General features: G+C 69.2%; 13 protein-coding genes. 5 read left to right on the forward strand and 8 right to left on the reverse strand.

Features of this window, described 5'->3' with window-relative positions:
- Nucleotides 1-61 precede the first annotated feature (61 nt).
- The 4 genes from AB0H88_RS50950 (at nt 62) to AB0H88_RS50965 (ending at nt 4554) form a co-directional block, all read left to right on the forward strand.
- A complete protein-coding gene (locus AB0H88_RS50950) occupies nt 62-1177 on the forward strand; it encodes a sensor histidine kinase (protein WP_357657274.1) in 1116 nt (371 codons plus the stop codon).
- 4 nt (nt 1178-1181) lie between these two features.
- On the forward strand, nt 1182-1844 hold the full coding sequence (locus tag AB0H88_RS50955; RefSeq protein WP_357657276.1) for a response regulator transcription factor: 663 nt from the start codon (nt 1182-1184) through the stop codon (nt 1842-1844).
- Nucleotides 1845-1995: 151 nt separating this feature from the next.
- Complete coding sequence (locus AB0H88_RS50960) at nt 1996-3471, forward strand: nitrilase-related carbon-nitrogen hydrolase (RefSeq protein ID WP_357657278.1); 1476 nt, start codon at nt 1996-1998, stop codon at nt 3469-3471.
- A gap of 138 nt (nt 3472-3609) precedes the next feature.
- A complete protein-coding gene (locus AB0H88_RS50965) occupies nt 3610-4554 on the forward strand; it encodes an acyltransferase domain-containing protein (protein ID WP_357657279.1) in 945 nt (314 codons plus the stop codon).
- A 204-nt stretch (nt 4555-4758) separates the two neighbouring features.
- Here the strand turns inward: AB0H88_RS50965 and AB0H88_RS50970 are convergent, their stop codons facing one another.
- The 4 genes from AB0H88_RS50970 to AB0H88_RS50985 all read right to left on the reverse strand — a co-directional run bounded on the left by AB0H88_RS50970 (nt 4759) and on the right by AB0H88_RS50985 (nt 8235).
- Nucleotides 4759-5904 (reverse strand): DUF6596 domain-containing protein, encoded by a 1146-nt coding sequence (locus tag AB0H88_RS50970; RefSeq protein ID WP_357657281.1) that lies wholly within the window; start codon nt 5902-5904, stop codon nt 4759-4761.
- A complete protein-coding gene (locus AB0H88_RS50975; RefSeq protein ID WP_357657282.1) occupies nt 5901-6308 on the reverse strand; it encodes a YciI family protein in 408 nt (135 codons plus the stop codon). Before AB0H88_RS50975 ends, AB0H88_RS50970 begins: the two co-directional genes overlap by 4 nt.
- 171 nt (nt 6309-6479) lie before the next feature.
- A complete protein-coding gene (locus AB0H88_RS50980) occupies nt 6480-6986 on the reverse strand; it encodes a pyridoxamine 5'-phosphate oxidase family protein (RefSeq protein ID WP_357657284.1) in 507 nt (168 codons plus the stop codon).
- 274 nt (nt 6987-7260) lie between these two features.
- Nucleotides 7261-8235, reverse strand: a complete 975-nt coding sequence (locus tag AB0H88_RS50985; protein WP_357657285.1) for a WYL domain-containing protein — start codon at nt 8233-8235, stop codon at nt 7261-7263.
- A 137-nt stretch (nt 8236-8372) separates the two neighbouring features.
- Here AB0H88_RS50985 and AB0H88_RS50990 point away from each other — a divergent pair, with 137 nt between their 5' ends.
- The gene (locus tag AB0H88_RS50990; protein WP_357657333.1) at nt 8373-8768 is read left to right on the forward strand and encodes a RidA family protein; all 396 of its coding nucleotides are present in this window, start codon (nt 8373-8375) and stop codon (nt 8766-8768) included.
- Nucleotides 8769-9027: 259 nt separating this feature from the next.
- Here AB0H88_RS50990 and AB0H88_RS50995 read toward each other — a convergent pair whose 3' ends face one another.
- From AB0H88_RS50995 to AB0H88_RS51010, 4 genes are all read right to left on the reverse strand, one after another.
- Nucleotides 9028-9795 (reverse strand): enoyl-CoA hydratase-related protein, encoded by a 768-nt coding sequence (locus tag AB0H88_RS50995; protein ID WP_357657286.1) that lies wholly within the window; start codon nt 9793-9795, stop codon nt 9028-9030.
- Nucleotides 9796-9805: 10 nt separating this feature from the next.
- Nucleotides 9806-11152, reverse strand: coding sequence for a hypothetical protein (locus tag AB0H88_RS51000; RefSeq protein ID WP_357657288.1), 1347 nt, complete (start codon nt 11150-11152; stop codon nt 9806-9808).
- Nucleotides 11149-12621, reverse strand: coding sequence for an amino acid adenylation domain-containing protein (locus AB0H88_RS51005; RefSeq protein WP_357657290.1), 1473 nt, complete (start codon nt 12619-12621; stop codon nt 11149-11151). Before AB0H88_RS51005 ends, AB0H88_RS51000 begins: the two co-directional genes overlap by 4 nt.
- Nucleotides 12622-13068: 447 nt before the next feature.
- Nucleotides 13069-17154: a glycosyl hydrolase 115 family protein gene (locus AB0H88_RS51010; protein WP_357657292.1), complete on the reverse strand. Its 4086-nt coding sequence runs from the start codon at nt 17152-17154 to the stop codon at nt 13069-13071.
- Nucleotides 17155-17254 lie beyond the last annotated feature (100 nt).

A 17254-nucleotide genomic window follows, 5' to 3' on the forward strand; every position in this document is an offset into this window, starting at 1 on the left:
AGAGGCGCTATCCGTCGTGGGAGGGATGCGCCGGGCGGCTTGGATCCCGATACTGGGCGAGATGCCCGGACTTATTGAGCGGCTGCGCACCCGGTGGACGGACGTGCCGCCACGAGTGGTCGACGTCGCGATCACGGTCGCCGTGTCGGCGGCCACCGTCGGTCCCGCGCTCGCCCCCTCCGCACAGCCGTGGTGGGTGGTGGCGCTGGCCGTGCTGGCCTCGGTGCCTGTGTTGTGGCGGCGTAGCGCACCGCTCGTGGTGACCTGCGTGGTCGGGCTGGCGATGACGGCGCTGGTGATGTGGGAGAAGCCGATGCTGCCGTACGGGCCGCTGGTGGGCACCTACACCATCGCCGCTCTGAGCCCGCCGCTGCTGCGGCTGGCCGCCGTTCCGGTCATCGGCGCAGGGGTGTACGTCTCCCTCGCCCTGCCGCAGGAAGGACTGGACTCCTATCGCGTGGTGGGTACGGCGTTCGTCGCCGCGTACGCGCTGGGCACCAGCACCCGCGCCCGCCGCGCCCGGGCCGCCGAGCTGGCCGAACGGGCTCTGCGGCTGGAGCGGGAGCGAGCCATCGCCGCGGCTCACGAGCGGGCGCGGATCGCCCGGGACATGCATGACATCCTCACTCACTCGGTCGGCCTCATCGTCGTCCAGGCCGAGGCCGGGCCGCTGATGCTCCGCTCTGATCCCGTACGCGCGCAGGCCGCCTTCGACACGATCGCCGACACCGGCCGGGGCGCGATCGCCCAACTGCGGACCCTGCTCGGCACGATGCGGTCGGGCCAGACCGGTCACCGGGAGCCGCAACCCGGGCTCGCGGCCCTGCCGGAGCTTGTCGAGCGGACCGGCCGTTCCGGGCTGCGGGTGAGCATGACCAGCGACGGCCTGCCGCGGCCGATCCCCGTCGAGGTCGACGTCGCGGCGTACCGGATCGTGCAGGAGGCGCTGACGAACGTGCTGCGCCACGCGGACGCGCGCACCGCGCGGGTGCGACTGAGCTGGACACCGGGCGTTCTGACGGTCGAAGTGGCCGACGACGGCAAGGGCGCCGACGGCACCGCCGAGGGACATGGCCTGATCGGGATGCGGGAACGGGCCGCCGCCTGCGGGGGGACGCTGCGCGCCGGCCGGGGAGAGAAAGGCTTCGTCGTGGCGGCCTCGCTCCCGGTTGGATAGACGTATGATCCGCGTGCTCGTGGCCGACGACCAGGACCTGTTCCGCGCCGGCTTCACCATGATCCTTGACGCCCAGGCCGACATCACCGTCGTCGGCGAGGCGGGCGACGGCGCCGAGGCCGTTCGGGCAGCCACCGCGCTGCGCCCGGACGTCGTGCTGATGGACGTACGGATGCCCGGCATGGGCGGGATCGAGGCGACCGAGCGGATCTGCGCGACGACGTCCGCCAAGGTGCTGGTGCTGACCATGTTCGATCTGGACGAGTACGTCTACGACGCGCTACGCGCGGGGGCCGGCGGTTTCCTGCTGAAGGACATCCGTCGCGACGAACTGGCCGCGGCGGTGCGCGTGGTGGCGGCGGGCGAGTCACTGCTGGCGCCGACGGTGACCAGACGCCTGATCGAGGATCTGGTCCTCCGGCCTGGCCATGGAGTGGCGCCCCGGCTGGCCGCCCGCCTCGCCGAGCTGACCAGCCGTGAGGCCGAGACGCTGCGGCTGGTGGCCCGGGGGCTGTCCAACGCGGAGATCGCCGGCGAGATGGTCGTCAGCGAGTACACCGTCAAGAGCCATGTCAGCAGGATCCTGACGAAGCTGGGGCTGCGCGATCGGGTGCAGGCGGTCGTGTTCGCCTACGAGTCGGGGCTCATCGTCGCCGGCGGCGCCTGAGCGGTCCAGGCAGGGGGCCATGAGGCGCCCGGGTGGCCTGCGCGGTCCGTGAGAGGGAAAGCGGAGTTCACTCTCGCCGCCGATGTGGGCGCAGGGCGCCGGTGTGGAGTATCGAGGCAGTTTCCCTTTCCCTGGCGGAGGAGTCTGCTCGATGAGATCACAACGATGGTGGTTGATCGCCGCGGCGGTGCTGTCGGCCACACTGTTCTTGCTCGGTACCGGCTTGCGGCCGGTGCCGTGGTGTACGTGGATCGCGCCGATCCCGGTCCTTGTCCTGGCCCCGCGCTGCTCAGCGCGTGCGGCGTTGGCCACCGCGTCCGTCGCCTGGCTCGGCGGCCAGACCCCCATGTGGGGATATTTCCTGAACACAGTGCAGATCCCGCCGACGATGGTCGTACTCCTGCTCGCCGGCTCGGCGCTGCTGTTCGGCCTGGTGGTGATCGCCTACCGGGGCCTGACGGTGCGCGGACACCCGCTGATGGCCGTCGGCGTCGTCCCGGCCGCGTGGGTCGTCATCGAGTACGCGCTGTCGCTGATCACGCCGAACGGCGCCTGGTGGAGCCTGGCCTATACCCAGGCCGATGTCCTTCCCGTCATCCAGATAGCCTCGGCCACCGGACCCTGGGGCGTGACGTTCGTGCTGATGGGCGTCGCGGCCACGGCCGCCGCCCTGTTGAGGCCCGGTGCGGCCGGCCGGGTGAGGGTCGCCGTGGCTGCCGCGACGGTCGCGGCCCTGGTGGCGGGCTACGGGTGGTGGCAGCTACAACCGGCCGAGGCCGGGGCGGCGGTCAAGGTGGCGCTGCTGGCCACCGACCGGTCGGTCGACCCGGTGGCGGTGACCGATCCCGAGGGGCGTGACCTGCTGGCCGGTTACGTGAGCCGCATCCCGGCCCTGGCCGAGCGCGGGGCCGAGGTCGTCGTTCTTCCCGAGAAGACGTTCCGGGTGGATGAGGCGGACCTGCCGTTGCTCGCCGGACCGCTGTCCCGGCTCGCCTCCGGCCACCACATCGACATCGTCGCGGGGCTGGTCCTCGCGAGGAACGGGCGCGAGTACAACGCGGCCATCGACTTCCCCGCCGATGGCGGACGGCCCGTCGAGTACGTCAAACGCCACCTCGTCCCCGGGCTGGAGAGCGATTTCGAGGCCGGTCAGGCGCAGGCGTTCGTACCCGGATCCGGCCGGCGCTGGGCGATCGCGATCTGCTTCGATCTCGACTTCCCCGACCTGGTCCGCGACTATCGGCGCGACGGGGCGAGCGCGCTGTTCGTACCCGCCTGGGACTTCGGTGCCGACGCGTGGCTGCACAGCCGGATGGCGATCACGCGCGGCATCGAGAACGGCCTCGCGGTGGCACGGGCGGCCCGGCAGGGCGCCTTGACCGTAAGCGACCCGCACGGTCGCCTCCTGGCCGAGGCACGTACCACAGGCACCTCCTTCGTGTCGGTGACCGCGGACCTGCCGGATCGTGCGGTGCCGACTCTGTACACCAGGCTCGGCGACTGGTTCGCCGGGATCTGCGCCCTCCTGCTGGTCGCGATATTCGCCTTCGGGGCATTCCTGCGCCCCTCCCCCGCTCCACCACGGCGGCCGTCCGCCGACCCCAAAGTCTCGAGCCTCGCCAGGTGAGGAACAGAAATTGTCCCAGACGATGCGCCAGAAGGTGCGCCAGAAGGTGACGTGAGGCGGAGGATGTCACCTGAGCCACCTCGACCAGATCCCTGGAGTCTTCTCCGTGGCGTTGCCGGTGATCGTAGGATCGTCCGCGTGGATCTGGACGATATCGCCGCCCGGCTCGGGGTAGCCGTCGAGGACGTCGAGCGCGTGCACCGGCTCGCCGGCGACCGGCCGTCGGCTCCGCTGCCCGCCAAGGCCGACGCGCCCGCGATCCTCGACCGGCTCGCGGTGCGGCCGGACGACGCCGCCGAGATCATGGCGGGCTGGCCCGACCCCGGCTCTCCGCTGTGGACTCCGGAGCTGCGCTGGCTGCTCGACCGCTCGATCGCCCTGGTCCGCGCCGATCTCGGGGGGCACGGCTGGCTGTCGCCCGGTCCGGAGCTGCCGCGTGAACGGGGTCCCGCCTGGCGGCATCTCTACGTGTACGCGTATCTGGCCCTGGTCGACGTCGTCACGGGCTACCACCGCGACCACGGCATCGCCGAGGCCGTGTCGTGGGCGACCCTCGCGGATCTGGGCCGCAACCTCGCGATCGACCGGCGGATGCACCGCGAGGGCTGGCCGGTCATGCAGAGCTGGCTGACACTGCACGCGCGCGGCGGCATCTACGAGCTGGGCCGGCTGCAGCACCATCGCGGCGGCACCACCATCCACCTGCACATCCCCGAGTCGGGGCCGATGACCCCGGAGGCGATCGCGGCCTCGCTCGAGGAGGCCCGCGCGTTCTTCCCACGCCACTTTCCCGACGAGCGCTACACGGCCTTCTCCTGCGGCTCGTGGCTGCTCGACCCGCAGCTACTGGAGTACCTGCCCGAGGACTCCAACATCGTCCGGTTCCAGCGGCGGTTCGAGCTGGAACCCTACGAGGAGCCGGAAGGGCTGGACGCCGACGTCGAGGTGCTGCGGTTCGTGTTCCGCACCCTGACCACGCCGCTCGACCAGCTACCGCGGCGCACCGTGCTCCAGCGCGCGATCGTCGACCACCTGAAGGCCGGCCGCCACTGGCGCATCCGCCGCGGCCACTTCCCGATCTAGCCGGGCCAAGACACCCACAGATCTGCTTCATGATCAATGAGACGTGACTTCCTCGATTCGTCCCATCGATATCGCCGGCCGACCCTTCCTGCCGCCTTCCTCGTCAACGCCTGCTCCCGCCGCTGGAGGGAGGGGATCGAGAGGCGGCGCCCGCAGGGTTTCCTTGCCTGACCGCGCCTGAACCAGGTCGTGAGCGCCCGCCGCTCAACCGCGCGGTTGCGCATTGAGCCGCACGGCCTGTCGCGTGAGGTGGTCACGTTCGGGGAGGCTGAGCGCCGATCGGGCGGCTTCGGCATAGAGGCGTGCCGCGGTCACCAGGTCGCCGTCACGCTCGTGCAGGTAGGCCGCGACGGCGGTGTGGCGGGGCAGGGCGGGGTCGAGGCCGGCCAGGGCGGCCAGACCGGCCCGCGGGCCGTCCGCCTCGCCGACCGCGACGGCCCGGTTGAGGCGGGCCACCGGATTGTCGGTGAGGCGGACGAGTTCGTCGTACCACTCGACGATCTGCACCCAATCGGTCTCCTCGGCCGTGCGGGCGTCGGCGTGCAGCGCGGCGATGGCGGCCTGGGCCTGGAACTCGCCCAGCCGATCGCGGGCGAGGGCGGCCTGGAGCACGTCGACGCCCTCGGCGATCAGACGGGTGTTCCACAGGCCGCGGTCCTGCTCGGCCAGCGGCACGAGCCTGCCATCGGGAGCGGTCCGTGCCGGACGACGTGCGTGGTGCAGCAGCATGAGCGCGAGCAGGCCCGCGACCTCCTCGTGCTTGGTCATCGCCGCCAACTGGCGGGCGAGCCGGATCGCCTCGCCGGCCAGGTCGACGTCACCGGAGTAGCCCTCGTTGAAGACCAGGTAGAGCACGCGCAGCACCGTGGCGAGGTCCCCGGGCTGGTTGAACCGTACGCCCGAGACGGTGCGCTTGGCCCGGCTGATGCGCTGGGCCATGGTCGCCTCCGGCACGAGGTAGGCCTGCGCGATCTGGCGCGTGGTCAGGCCGCCGACCGCCCGCAGCGTGAGCGCGACGGCCGATGCCGGTGTCAGGGACGGGTGCGCGCACAGGAAGTACAGCGGGAGCGTGTCGTCCACCGCCTCACCCGGGCCGGGCACGGGCTCGCTCTCGACGCGCTCCTCGCGGTGCCGTCGCGAGGACTCGGCACGGGCGGCGTCCAGGAACTTACGCCAGGCCACGGTGATCAGCCAGCCCTTGGGATCTCGCAGGGAGTCCTCCGGCCACACGCGTACGGCCTCGACCAGGGCGTCCTGCACGGCGTCCTCGGCCGCCGCGAAGTCGGCTCCGCGACGGACGAGAACACCGATCACCGCGGGCACCAGCTCCCGCAGCAGCGACTCGTTCACTCGATCACCGTGGGGTGCTCGGCCATGAACGGGCGCACCTCGAGCCACTCGTGGATCGGCTCGCCGCCGGCGCCCGGAGCCGCGGACAGTTCGCCGGCCAGCTCGAGTGCCCGCTCGTAGGTCTCGACGTCGATCACCATCCAGCCGGCGATCAGGTCCTTGGTCTCGGCGAATGGGCCGTCGGTGACCGGCGGCCGCCCCTCGCCGTCGTAGCGGACGAACGTACCCTCCGGCAGGAGCGCCTGGCTGTCGACGAACTCGCCCGTGCCCTCCAGCCGGGCGGCGAAGTCACGCATGTACTGCAGGTGGGCTGACAGCTCCTCCGGGCTCCACTGGTCCATCGGCACGTCGTTAACCGCCGCCGGCGCGCCCCGGTAGTGCTTGAGCAGCAGGTACTTGGCCATCGTGTTTCTCCTTGGTGTTGTACAGGCCCATTGTGGCCGGGTTCGCTCCGGGGACGGAGCCGCGCGCGGGTTCTCGACATCCCTTCTGGGCATTTCCCGGCAGGACTTCACAGACTCCGCCTACCGCGTTTGAGGCGGGGGATCCGCTCGTGGCGGGTGACCGGGCGGCGTTCAGGCGCGCTGACGCTCCTCGCGCCGCTGGAGCAGTTCCTCGACCGCGCTCGGCAGGGTCGTCTCGAAGTCGATCAGCTTCGCCCAGGTCGGGGTCACGACGATCCGGACCATGCCGTCGTGGTAGAGCGAACGCACCTCCGCCTCCCACTCGACCCGTTGCTCGGGCGTCATCTCGTAGCTGCTGGTCGTCTGGAGGTACTCCTCCGGGATGCCATCGACGAAGTCCAGCTCGGCCCGGCCCCGGATGAGCAAGATCTTGGGCGGGTGCACCTCGGTGTCGATCGTCAGGGCGACCATCGGGTTCGCGCTCAGGGCCTGAAGCTTCGGCGCGTTCTTCGGCGTGCACATGACGATCTCCGAGCCGTTCCAGGCAAAGATGATCGGGACATTGCGGGGTGTGCCGTCCTTGGCGACGTAGGCCAAGCGGGTCACGTCACGAGCCAGCAGCTCCTGACTGATCGGTCGGTTCAGAACCTCGGTGATCTCGTTCGGTCGCACGGTCATTCCTCCCGTTGTCGTTCTCAGCGAATCGTTGTGGTTGGTCGCGCGTCGGCCGCGACGAGCCGTCAGCCCCGTCGTGGCCACTGGTGTACCTGGGACGGAGCCATCGCCGCATTCTCGACACACCCGAGGGACCTTTTTTGCGGCCGTCACGACCCTGGGGCGCCTAGACCGCCGAACGAGAGCCCGCTCGTCACCAGCCGCCATACGCGGACCAGGGCGACCTGGACCGACAGCATGCCCACGTCATTGTCAGGGCTCAGGGGGACGACGACTCTCAGGATGACGCTCCGTAGCGGGTGGCGACCGCGGCGGCGCGGTTGTGCAGGCAGGTGCGCAGCCACTGCGGGGCCAGGGCTTCCGCGTTCGTGCTGAGCTGCCACAGCGCCCATTCGGCGTGTCTCGGATCTTGGAAGGTCACCTCCATCCGCAGCCAGCCGTCCGCGTCGGCTTCTTCGGCGCGAACGGCCAGCGCGGTACCCAGTAGGTCCTCCCGCCGCGCCGGGTTCAGTCGTACCAGCATGGTGACTTGGTCGTCGCCGGTCCGAAACCGCGTGCCGCGTTCCTGCCAGGCCCGATCCAGATCGACGCGGTCTGGTCGCTGTGCGGGTTCGGCGAGTTCCTCGGCGGCCAAGACCCGGGACAGCCGGTAGGTGCGGTCCGCGCCAGACCTGGTGGCCAGCAAGTAGCCCCGCTCGCGTATGGTGACCAGGCCGATCGGGTCCACCGTGCGCCACTTCGGGGTCTGGTCCCAAGCCGCGTAGTGGATCCGCAGCTTGTGTCCGGCGAACACCGCGCGCAGGATCTCGGCCGCTATGGCGTCAGGCACCTCCTCAGCGACCAGCCGGCGCGAGAGCAGGTCGGTCTCCGGGTCGATGAGCAAGCGCTCGGCCGCGCCGGCCGCGGTGTCCCGATAGCTTTCGGGGAGCGCGTCGACCACCTTGAGCATCGCCGAAGCGAGCGCCGAGCCGAGGCCGAAGGCCTGCGCGCCGCGCCGCGATCCGGCGACCAGCAGGGCAAGGGCCTCGTCGGGGTTCAGCCCGGTGAGCTCGGTCCGGAAACCGGGCAACAACGCGAAGCCGCCGTGCCGGCCGCGTTCGGCGTAGACCGGGACGCCGGCCGTGGACAGCGCCTCGATGTCGCGCAGCACGGTGCGGGTGGACACCTCCAGCTCGCGGGCCAGCGCGGCCGCGGACAGCCGGCCGTGCTGCCGCAGCAGCAGCACCAGCGAGACCAACCGGTCGGCGCGCATAGGTGAACTTTATCGAGATACACGACACAGGATGTCGTGATTTGTTGGGAGGCTCATCACCACGGCGTCCAAGATCGTGGGCTATCGAGCCGATGGACGTGCGTAATGTCGACGAATCGAATGGAGCTGATGTGGCAATGGAGCGAACGGCCGTCAACCCGTGGGCGTGGTCGGTGGAGATGGGGTACAACCAGGGTGAGATCGTCTCCGGACACACCCGGACCCTCTACTGCTCCGGGCAGACCGCGATGAGCGGCGACGGCAAGCCCCAGCATGACGGTGACATGGCGGCGCAGTTGGCGCTGAGCCTCGACAACCTGGAGGCCGTGCTCGGCGAGGCCGGCATGTCGCTCGCGAACCTCGTCCGGCTCAACGTCTACACCACCGACGTCGATCTGCTTTTCCAGCACTACGGCGTGCTGGCGTCGCGGTTGGGCGCCACCGGGGTGTCACCTTCCACCACGATGCTCGGGGTGACCCGGCTGGCGATCCCCACCCTGATGGTCGAACTTGAGGGAACCGCCGTCGCGTGACGCGACCTCGTGCCGCCTCCGGCAGGGCTGCCGGAGGCGGCACGAGCCTCCGCTCGATCGCTACATCCTCCGCCTGTCATCAAGCAGGAAGGCTGCTGCTGGCCAGAAACGCTGTCCCGCTCGCCGCCCCGGCAGGGCGCTGCCCTCAGCGCCGGGCCTCCTCGGCGAACTGCGCACTTTACTCGCCACCTGGACCGGCGCTTGTCACGTCTGCCGCCAGCCTTATTCACCCCACAACACTTCGCCATCCAGCCAAGTGCTACTGGCTTTCGTTGAAGGACGGTGCGCGTTTTTCCAGGAAAGCGCGCATGCCCTCTGTCTGGTCATCGCCGGCGAAGAGGGCGTGGAAGACGCGTCGCTCGAAGAGCATACCCTCGCGCAGGGAAGTCTCCTCTGCCCGGTTGACCGCTTCCCGGGCGGCCACGGCCGCCAATTTGCTGAACGAGGCGATCGTGGCTGCGATCTGCGTTGCCTCCTCCAAGAGCCGGTCGGCTGGGACCACCCGGGAGACCAGGCCGGCGCTTTCTGCCTCCGCGGAGTTGAGTGTGCGCCCGGTGAGGATCAGGTCCATCGCCTTGGCCCGTCCGATCAGGCGGGTGAGACGCTGGGTGCCGCCGATGCCGGGGATCACCCCGAGCCGGATCTCGGGCTGTCCGAAGACCGCGGTGTCGGCGGCGATGATGACGTCGCACATCATCGCGAGCTCGCAGCCGCCGCCGAGCGCGTACCCCGCGACGGCGGCGATCTTCGGAGTGCGCAGCGCCGCGAACTCCTCCCATCCCGCGAAGAAGTCCTCCTCGGCCAGGTCGGTCGCGGATTTGGCGGCCATCTCCCGGATGTCGGCCCCGGCGGCGAACGCCCGGTCGGAGCCGGTGATCAGGAAGCAGCCGACGCCCGGGTCGCGGTCCAGCGGCCGCAGCGCGCCCATCAGGTCGTTCATCAGGTCGCTGTTGAGTGCGTTCAGTACTTCGGGGCGGTGCAGGCGCACGGTGACGACGCGGCCGGCACGATCGATCTTCAGGTGCATCGTTGCCTCCTCAGGAGTCCCAGATTGCGCCGTAGGCGGGGATGCCGCGGCGCTCCATGCCGTGGACGACCTGCCAGGTGAGCTGCTTGTTCGAGATGCAGATGACGGCCTCCGCACCGAACTCGGCGTACGCCGCGTACGCCAGCCGGACCATGTCGGGCTTGCCGTGTTCGGCGGTGTCCCAGAGGACCGCGTCGGGCTGGACGGCCAGGATCTCGTCGACGAGCGCGTCGCCGTAGGTTTTCCGGTGCCGGCGTGCCGACCACACCAGCCGGGACGGGACCTGCGCGGCCAGCAGGTGGGGTAGGCACGGCCCGATGCCGCTGCCGGTGGCCACGTACACCACCTTGGTGAACAGCGTCTCGATGTTGGCCACCCCGGCGGTGGCGATGCCCTTGACCCACACGTGCGAGGGCAGGTCGTCGATGAAGGACCCGGTCCAGTCTCCCGACCGCGAGATCGTGAGCCGGAACCCCGGTCGTCCCGGGGTCGGGACGTTGGCGAACGAGTGCCACTCCAGCAGCGGGCTTCGGCTGACCGCCGTCGAGGAGCCCGCGAACGGCGTGACACCGTGGTCGAAGTGCACCAGCGCCACATGTGACGACGGTCGCTCGATGACCACCGGCACCCGCCGTAGCCGCAGCCACGGCAGAGCGATGCTGAACGTGATCACAGCCAGAACCCAGATGCCAGGCGCCGCCGTGAGGCTCTGCTCCACGGCCCGCGCGAACAGCACTGTCTGGACCCAGAAGAGCACCAGCACGCTCCAGCCGCCGAACCGGTGCGTTCGTTCGAAGAGGTCATGGAACCTGGACCGCAGCGGAGGCAGTGCCGTGACCACCATGCCGATGAGCAGCGCCACCAGCGCGTAGGAGACCGCGACGGTCCCGGCCGTCGCACCGCCGCCCAGGCCCCGGATCGCGTGGTGGGTCAGCCCACCCACGAGCGCGAGGAACCAGAGCGTCCCCGCCAGCGCGCCGCCGATGTGCAGACCGCCAAAGTGGTAGACCTTGGCCAGCGCCCACCGGGCCCGCAGCGGCCACGTGGTGGGCGGCCGGATGGCGAGCCAGAAGAGCAGGTTGACGACGTACTGCTGCCGGATGATGACGGCCAGCGCGAAGTTCCCCAGCGCCGCATACGACAGAGCGCGCAGGTCCACCCCGTTCCGCGACCACCACCCGCCCGAGCCCAGCCCGTACGAGAGAACGACCAGGTTCACCGCAAGGACGAAGGCCGCAAGCCGGTTGTAATGCATGAGACGCGGATGCTTGAGGATGCGCCGTGGCAGCGACGTCAGCTCAGGCAGTTCGACCTTCGACCGCCGTGCGACCCCTTCTCCTGCGTCGATCGTCGTCATGAAGCCACCTCCGCGACCGCCAGCCGGAGCAGGGCCTCCTTGTCGATCTTCCCTCTGCTAGTGAGTGGGAGCGCTCCCATTTCGTGCACGGCTGATGGGACGCAGTAATAAGGAAGCACGGCGGCGACCGCTCTTCGGGCTGCTTCCTGTTCCACATGCGCCCCGGCGACGAACGACACGAGGGTCCGGTCGTCGAGCTTGAGCGTCACCGCGCGATTGCATCCAGGCAGCGCCTCGAGAACGGCCGAGACCGAGTCCAGCTCGACCCGGAACCCTCGGATCTTGACCTGGTCATCGGTCCGCCCCAGGTGTTCCAGTTCGCCATCGGGCGTCCAGCGCCCCAGATCCCGCGTCCTGAACATCAGCCGTCCCCCGCCGAGGAATGGATCCGGCGCGTACCGTTCGCCGGTCAGCTCGGGGTTGCCCGCATATCCCGTGGACACGCACTCGCCGCCGGCCCACATCTCGCCGATCTCACCGATGGCGCACGGGCGCCCATGCTCGTCGAGCACGTACACGGTGTTGTTGGGCGTGGGCCGGCCGATGGTGAGCCGGATCGCCGCCGGATCATGGCGCTGCATCGTGTTGACGATGGTCGTCTCGGTCGGGCCGCACGCGTTGTAGAAGGTGCCGACGGCCGCCCACCGGTCGGCGAGCGCGCGGGGGCACGGCTCTCCAGCCACGACCGCTGTCCGTACCCGGCGGCAGCGCCCCGGATCGACCGTTGAGAGGATCGTCGGGGTGGCGATCAACACCTCGACGTCCGTCACGGTCTCGGTGATGTCCTTCCCCCGGATGACCAGCGTCGCGCCGTGCGAGAGGGCACCCAGAATCTCCCACGCCGCCATGTCGAACCCGATGTTGAGGATCTGCCCGACCCGCGAGCCCGGACGCATGCCGAGGTCTCCGGGCTCGGTGAGCAGGACGTTGCAGACGTTCCGATGGGTGACGATGACACCGTTGGGTTTTCCTGTCGTGCCGGAGGTGAACAGTACATAGCAGCCCCCCGCAGGATCGACGGGCTCGAACGCGCGCTGGCCACCATCCCGCATGACGGCGTCGATGGGGACGCACACTTGCCCGGCATCTGCCGGGATGCGCTCCTCCACGTCCGACAGCGTGAGGATCACCCGCGTGGCCGCCGTGGCGATGACATGGCGGAGATGCTCCTGCGGGGCGATGCCCACGTCCTGCGGCACGTAGGCCGCGCCCGCCTTCAACGCGGCCAGCAGTCCGACCATCATGGGGATCCCGCGCCGGACGAACAGCCCGACGTTGTCCCCTGGCCGAACGCCGTACCGGACCAGCAGGCCCGCCAGCAGGTTCGCCTGGCGGTCGAGTTCACGGTATGAGACGGTCTCGCCGAGATGCTCTACGGCGACCTCGTCTGGGGTGACCGCGGCCCACCGCTCGAATGCTCGATGGATGTACTGATGAGGAACCTTCCGATGGGGACCTTTCCCGAACAACTGAAAGAGGCGGCGATCCTCAGGTGAAAGGTGGTCCAGCAGCGGTGCGGACCAAGGCCGTTCCATGGCCTGCGGTCGAGTTGCGGGACGACGCTCTGGCTCGTGGCCCAGGTACCTCAAATCCGTTCCTTCGCAGGAGGGGACAAGGGCCCCATGAGAACAAATAATTGAGAATTGAACAACGCCCCAAGTGTCGCCAGGAAGCGTTCTGGCCACTCCTGCGCCTAGGCGATGATGAGGGAGACCCGCGATGGAGCAGGGGGTGTGTGGTCCTTCGGTTGGGCAGCGATCGAGGGGGCTCGCCGGGTAGGCCGGCCAGTGGTGGTCACAGGCCATGAAAGTTCCACGACATATGACGTCACATCTTGACGTCATGGGATGTCCGGCCAGGCGTCGACAGCGCCGAGGAACACCGCGGCCTGCCCACCAGCGCCCGATGTCAGAGCGTCATGAAGCGCTCCGGCCGCTGGGGGTCTGGAAGCCGGTGAGGCCGGGTGTGTCCTTCGTGGTCAAGACGATCTGGTTGAGCACCAGCCCGGCCTCACGAGGCGCCAGCGAGATCGTGTGCTCACCCGGCGCGAGCGCCAACGCGGCCGCGGCGACGCTCGTGCTGCCGTACCAGGTCTCGAACCCCGTCTCCGGCCCGGACTTGTTCGACTGGTATCTCCACTGCCCATCGACGATCACATGGTAGGAGTCGGCGTCGGCGTTCGGGTTGCTGGTGTTGACGAACAGGTAGTACGTGCCCCCGGTCTGGATGTCGACGGTGAAGTCGAGCCGCGGTGGCGCTCCCGCCGCGGAGCTCCCGTTGACCTTCTGCGCCGGGCCGGCCTTGAACAACGCCTCGGCCTGGGCCGCCGAGGTCGCCAGCCACTGCGCCTTCGCGCCGGCGTCGGCCGGCGGGACGACCTGGAGACCGTTACGAGCCAGCGCCCAGCCGTGCGTGCCGTTGTTGCTGTCGGTCGCGTTGGCGGCAGCGCTCTTCTCCAGCGCGTCGGCCGCGTCGAAGACAACCGAACCGTCCCGCTCCAGATAGGCGCCGACCGGCGCCCCAGCTGCGCGGCCCACCGTGACAGGCGCCACCCATGCCTCCCCACCACCAGCGGTGATGGAGAGCTCGGCCTTCCCGACCCTGTGCCCGGTGACCCGCACCAGACCGTCCGCCACCGCGACCGACGCGGCGCTCTCGTTGTCCGACTCCGCGGCCACCACACCCCGCACACCCTCGACCGTGCTCGTCCTACCCACCGATGTCTGGATCGCGGGCAGCCGGCGGAGCTCGGGCATCGTGTCAGGATGAGGCGCCACGGTAGCCCGCTGGGGTGCGGCGATGTTGTTCGGGCTCTCGGGCGGGCCGACGAGGCCGTCACCGACCGCGCCGGCGCGGGTCTCGATGATGATCCGGTCGAAGAGGATCGCCGCGTCCGAGCGGTAGACCACGAGGTCGTGCCATCCCGGCGTGGTCACATCGATGGTGAAGTTCAGGGGTTCGATGCCATGCATGATGTTGAATCCCCAGGCGCTGGTGCTCGTACCGGCGACAGAGTTGCCGCGCAGCAGGCCGGGGACCTGCTCGTCGAGCCCGATCGCCGTACGCGCGGTTCGCGGCGTGCCGTCGTCCTCCGTGCCTTCGTTCAGCGTCGGAACTCGGTAGAAGGTCCCGGTGAACTTCCCGGTGGAGGTGAAGTAGACCCGGTATCTCAGGCGGGCGGTCGTCTCGAAGCCGGAGTCGACCCGAGGCGCGATCTCCGGGAAGCCGCCCATCGATGCCCCGCGCTGACCCACGCCCTCAAGGGGGGCCCACCGGCTCCCGTCGGCGCCGGGCACGTTCTCGGAGAAGTGCTCGGCCTCCAGGGCCACGTATCCGTTGGCCTCCAGGTGCGCCGGCCCGGCCCGGCGCAGATCCACGGCTGCCCGCTCCGCCTCGACCGTGAACGTCGCGACCGGGTCGCCGGTCTTGGCGCCGTGGACGGCGTTGAAGACCCGGATCGTCCCCGTCGCGGCCGGGTGGTTCCTGGCGGCCGTCACCGTGACTCGTTGCTCTGTCGCGGTCGTGCCCGAGCGCTGAGAAAGGGTGATCCACCGAGCGTCCGCCTCGGCGACCCACTCCTGCGCTTTGGCCACGTCGTCCCGGGAGAACACGTCGAAGAACCGCTTGTCGTCGGGCGCGGCCGAGTTGAACCGCAGCGTGCCGCGGCCGGGCTCCTTGCTGCCCTCGGCGGCGGCGCCCACCGCGTCGGCCGGTGTGGCCACCCGGGCATACCGGTCGTTGGTCAGCATGACGGTGCCCTCGTTCGGGAAGCCTTCGGGATGGCTGTGGCCGATGGCGTGGTCCCACTTGCCGTCGCTGATCGTGTTCCAGTAGTCCTCGTCGGTGCGGATGCGCTCACGGGCCTGCTTCGAGAGCAGCTCGTAGCTTCCCGCGCTGGCGTAGCGACCTTGGGCGGCAGCGAGCTGGTTCTTCCAGTAGTAGCCGATCTGCTCCGCCATGTTGCGGTAGGACCGGACTCGGTGGAGCACCTGCTGATAGAACGCCGAGCGATAGCGCGGGTCGAGCTTGGCGGAGACACCCTGGAGAATCGCCACCAGCTCGTTGGACTCGTTGATGTAGCGCTGGAGCTCATCCCCGTCCGAGGTGGCGCTGAACGGGAAGACCTGACCGTCGTGGATCCTTCCTGAGCCCGCGTTGGAGGAGTTGATCTCCCCCCAGAACTCGGCGCGCTTGGTGTTCTCGAGCGCGTCGAACCTTTCCAGCGCGTCGGCGACCACGGCGGCGCTGTCGCCCCTCAGCCTGAAGTCTCCCCGCAGGTGCTCGGTGAGGAACCTGCTCCCGATGTTCGTGTCGTCATAGCCCTTGACGTCCCACGCGAGCTTGGCGAACAGGTCGAGCTTGATCTCGCCGGGCTTGATGTCGCCGACATTGAGGATCCAGTAGCGCCCCGCGCCAGAGTTCCACGCCCGACGCAGCTGCTGCACCATCAAGGACATCGGCGTCGAGTTCAGCCACAGGTAGCTCTTCGGCTCGCCCCAGTAGGAGATGTGGTAGTAGACGCCGTTCCCGCCGGACCGGGCGGCTTCGGTCCGGGTAGGCACCTGGCGCAGGTAGCCCTGGTTGTCCTCGGCCCACATCAGGGTCACGTCGCCGGGGATGTAGTTCTTCAGCCCGGCGTTGTAGAGATCGTTCATCTCCTTGTAGGGGATGAACACCTGCGGCACGGCGTCGGCGCTGCCGTAGACCGCCGCTATCAGCTCGCGCTGCTCGCGAATGACGTCGGCCAGCATCTCGATCTTGTCCTTGAACCCGTACGGGTTGCCGGGTGTGAACACCGGATCACTGTCGTGCACACCGCGGATACCCAAGGCGAGGATGTTCTCGAAGCCGGCGTTGGCGACCACCCGCTGGCGCCAGTACTCCAGGATCGCGGGCTTGTTGATCGAATAGTTGAAGGCCGCCACGGCGTCCGCGCCCTTGATGTCGAGCGCGTCCTTGTTGCGGTCGTACCACTGCCGCCACTCCCCCTCGTTGTTGCGCAGCATCAGCTCCGCGTGAGAGGAGGAGGCGACCACGCCGAAGGCCGCCGCCTCGCGAGCGTTGATCGGGGTCCCGTTGTCGTACGTCCCGGTGTCGGTGACCGCGTTGAACGCCCTGGAGGCCAGGTGCATCGCCGGCCACAGCGTGTTCAGCCCGAGCCGCAGCATCAGCTCATAGACGTGCCGGTAGTAGTTGACATCAGGTGTGCCGTTACCGGTGGGGAACTTCTTCTTCGCCCACGCGATGGTGCGTTCCTCGTCGTTGATGAAGATTCCGCGGTACTTGACGTCCGGCCCGTCCTCGACCCGGGTCCTGCCTTCGACCTCGATGTCGTCGCGCCGCTTGACCGGCATGTCGCTGTACCAGTACCACGGCGAGACGCCGATCTCCTCGGAGATCGAGTAGATCCCGTAGATCGTCCCGCGGGCGTCGCTGCCCGCGATCACCAGCGCGTCGCCGACCCCGGGGACCGGGTTCTTGATGGTCTTGGTCGCGTACGCTTCCCACTTGCCCTTGATCCCGGCGGCCTCGTCGAACTTGCCGGCTGCGACGATCTCGTCGATCAGCCGGCTCTGCCCGATCTGACCGACGATGATCGCGGTCTTCTGACCCGCGGCCTTGGTCAGCAGGGCCGGCAGCTTGCGCTGGTCGGCCTTGGCCAGCCGCGCCTGCTTGGCCGGCTCGTCGTCGGCGAACAGGCTCTGCACCTGACCGGGATCGATCGCCCCGGTCACCATGGCGACATCCTGACGCAGGTCCTGGACCGCGCGGCGCACCTGCGCGTAGTCCCGCTCGGCGTGATCGCCGCCATAGGAGGCGTCGATCAGGATCGGAGCGGTCGTACGACCGTTGAAGAGGGTGAAGTCGGCCGATGACGCCTGCGCCGGCGTCACCCCCACCGATGTCAGGGACGCGGTCAGCATGGCGCCGATCGTCACAGCCACGGACCATCGCCTGACCCGGCCCGCGATGTGCTGCAGTCTCTGCCCGGGCTGCGACATGCCCCGCTCCTCTCGTCCGGCACGTCATCGCGTGGCCGGCATGATCGAAACGTAGGTAGCATGCGACAACTTCTGCAAGTTGTTGCCAGAATTTCATTCT

The organism is Nonomuraea sp. NPDC050680 (assembly GCF_040654555.1).
GTDB lineage: Bacteria > Actinomycetota > Actinomycetes > Streptosporangiales > Streptosporangiaceae > Nonomuraea.

What these genes read in the sequence shown, in the direction of transcription:
- AB0H88_RS50950 (WP_357657274.1), top strand. Translation starts at nt 62, where the DNA reads ATGCCCGGACTTATTGAGCGGCTGCGCACCCGGTGGACGGACGTGCCG.
- AB0H88_RS50955 (WP_357657276.1), top strand. Translation starts at nt 1,182, where the DNA reads ATGATCCGCGTGCTCGTGGCCGACGACCAGGACCTGTTCCGCGCCGGC.
- AB0H88_RS50960 (WP_357657278.1), top strand. Translation starts at nt 1,996, where the DNA reads ATGAGATCACAACGATGGTGGTTGATCGCCGCGGCGGTGCTGTCGGCC.
- AB0H88_RS50975 (WP_357657282.1), bottom strand. Translation starts at nt 6,308, where the DNA reads ATGGCCAAGTACCTGCTGCTCAAGCACTACCGGGGCGCGCCGGCGGCG.
- AB0H88_RS50980 (WP_357657284.1), bottom strand. Translation starts at nt 6,986, where the DNA reads ATGACCGTGCGACCGAACGAGATCACCGAGGTTCTGAACCGACCGATC.
- AB0H88_RS50985 (WP_357657285.1), bottom strand. Translation starts at nt 8,235, where the DNA reads ATGCGCGCCGACCGGTTGGTCTCGCTGGTGCTGCTGCTGCGGCAGCAC.
- AB0H88_RS50990 (WP_357657333.1), top strand. Translation starts at nt 8,373, where the DNA reads ATGGAGCGAACGGCCGTCAACCCGTGGGCGTGGTCGGTGGAGATGGGG.
- AB0H88_RS50995 (WP_357657286.1), bottom strand. Translation starts at nt 9,795, where the DNA reads ATGCACCTGAAGATCGATCGTGCCGGCCGCGTCGTCACCGTGCGCCTG.
- AB0H88_RS51000 (WP_357657288.1), bottom strand. Translation starts at nt 11,152, where the DNA reads ATGACGACGATCGACGCAGGAGAAGGGGTCGCACGGCGGTCGAAGGTC.
- AB0H88_RS51010 (WP_357657292.1), bottom strand. Translation starts at nt 17,154, where the DNA reads ATGTCGCAGCCCGGGCAGAGACTGCAGCACATCGCGGGCCGGGTCAGG.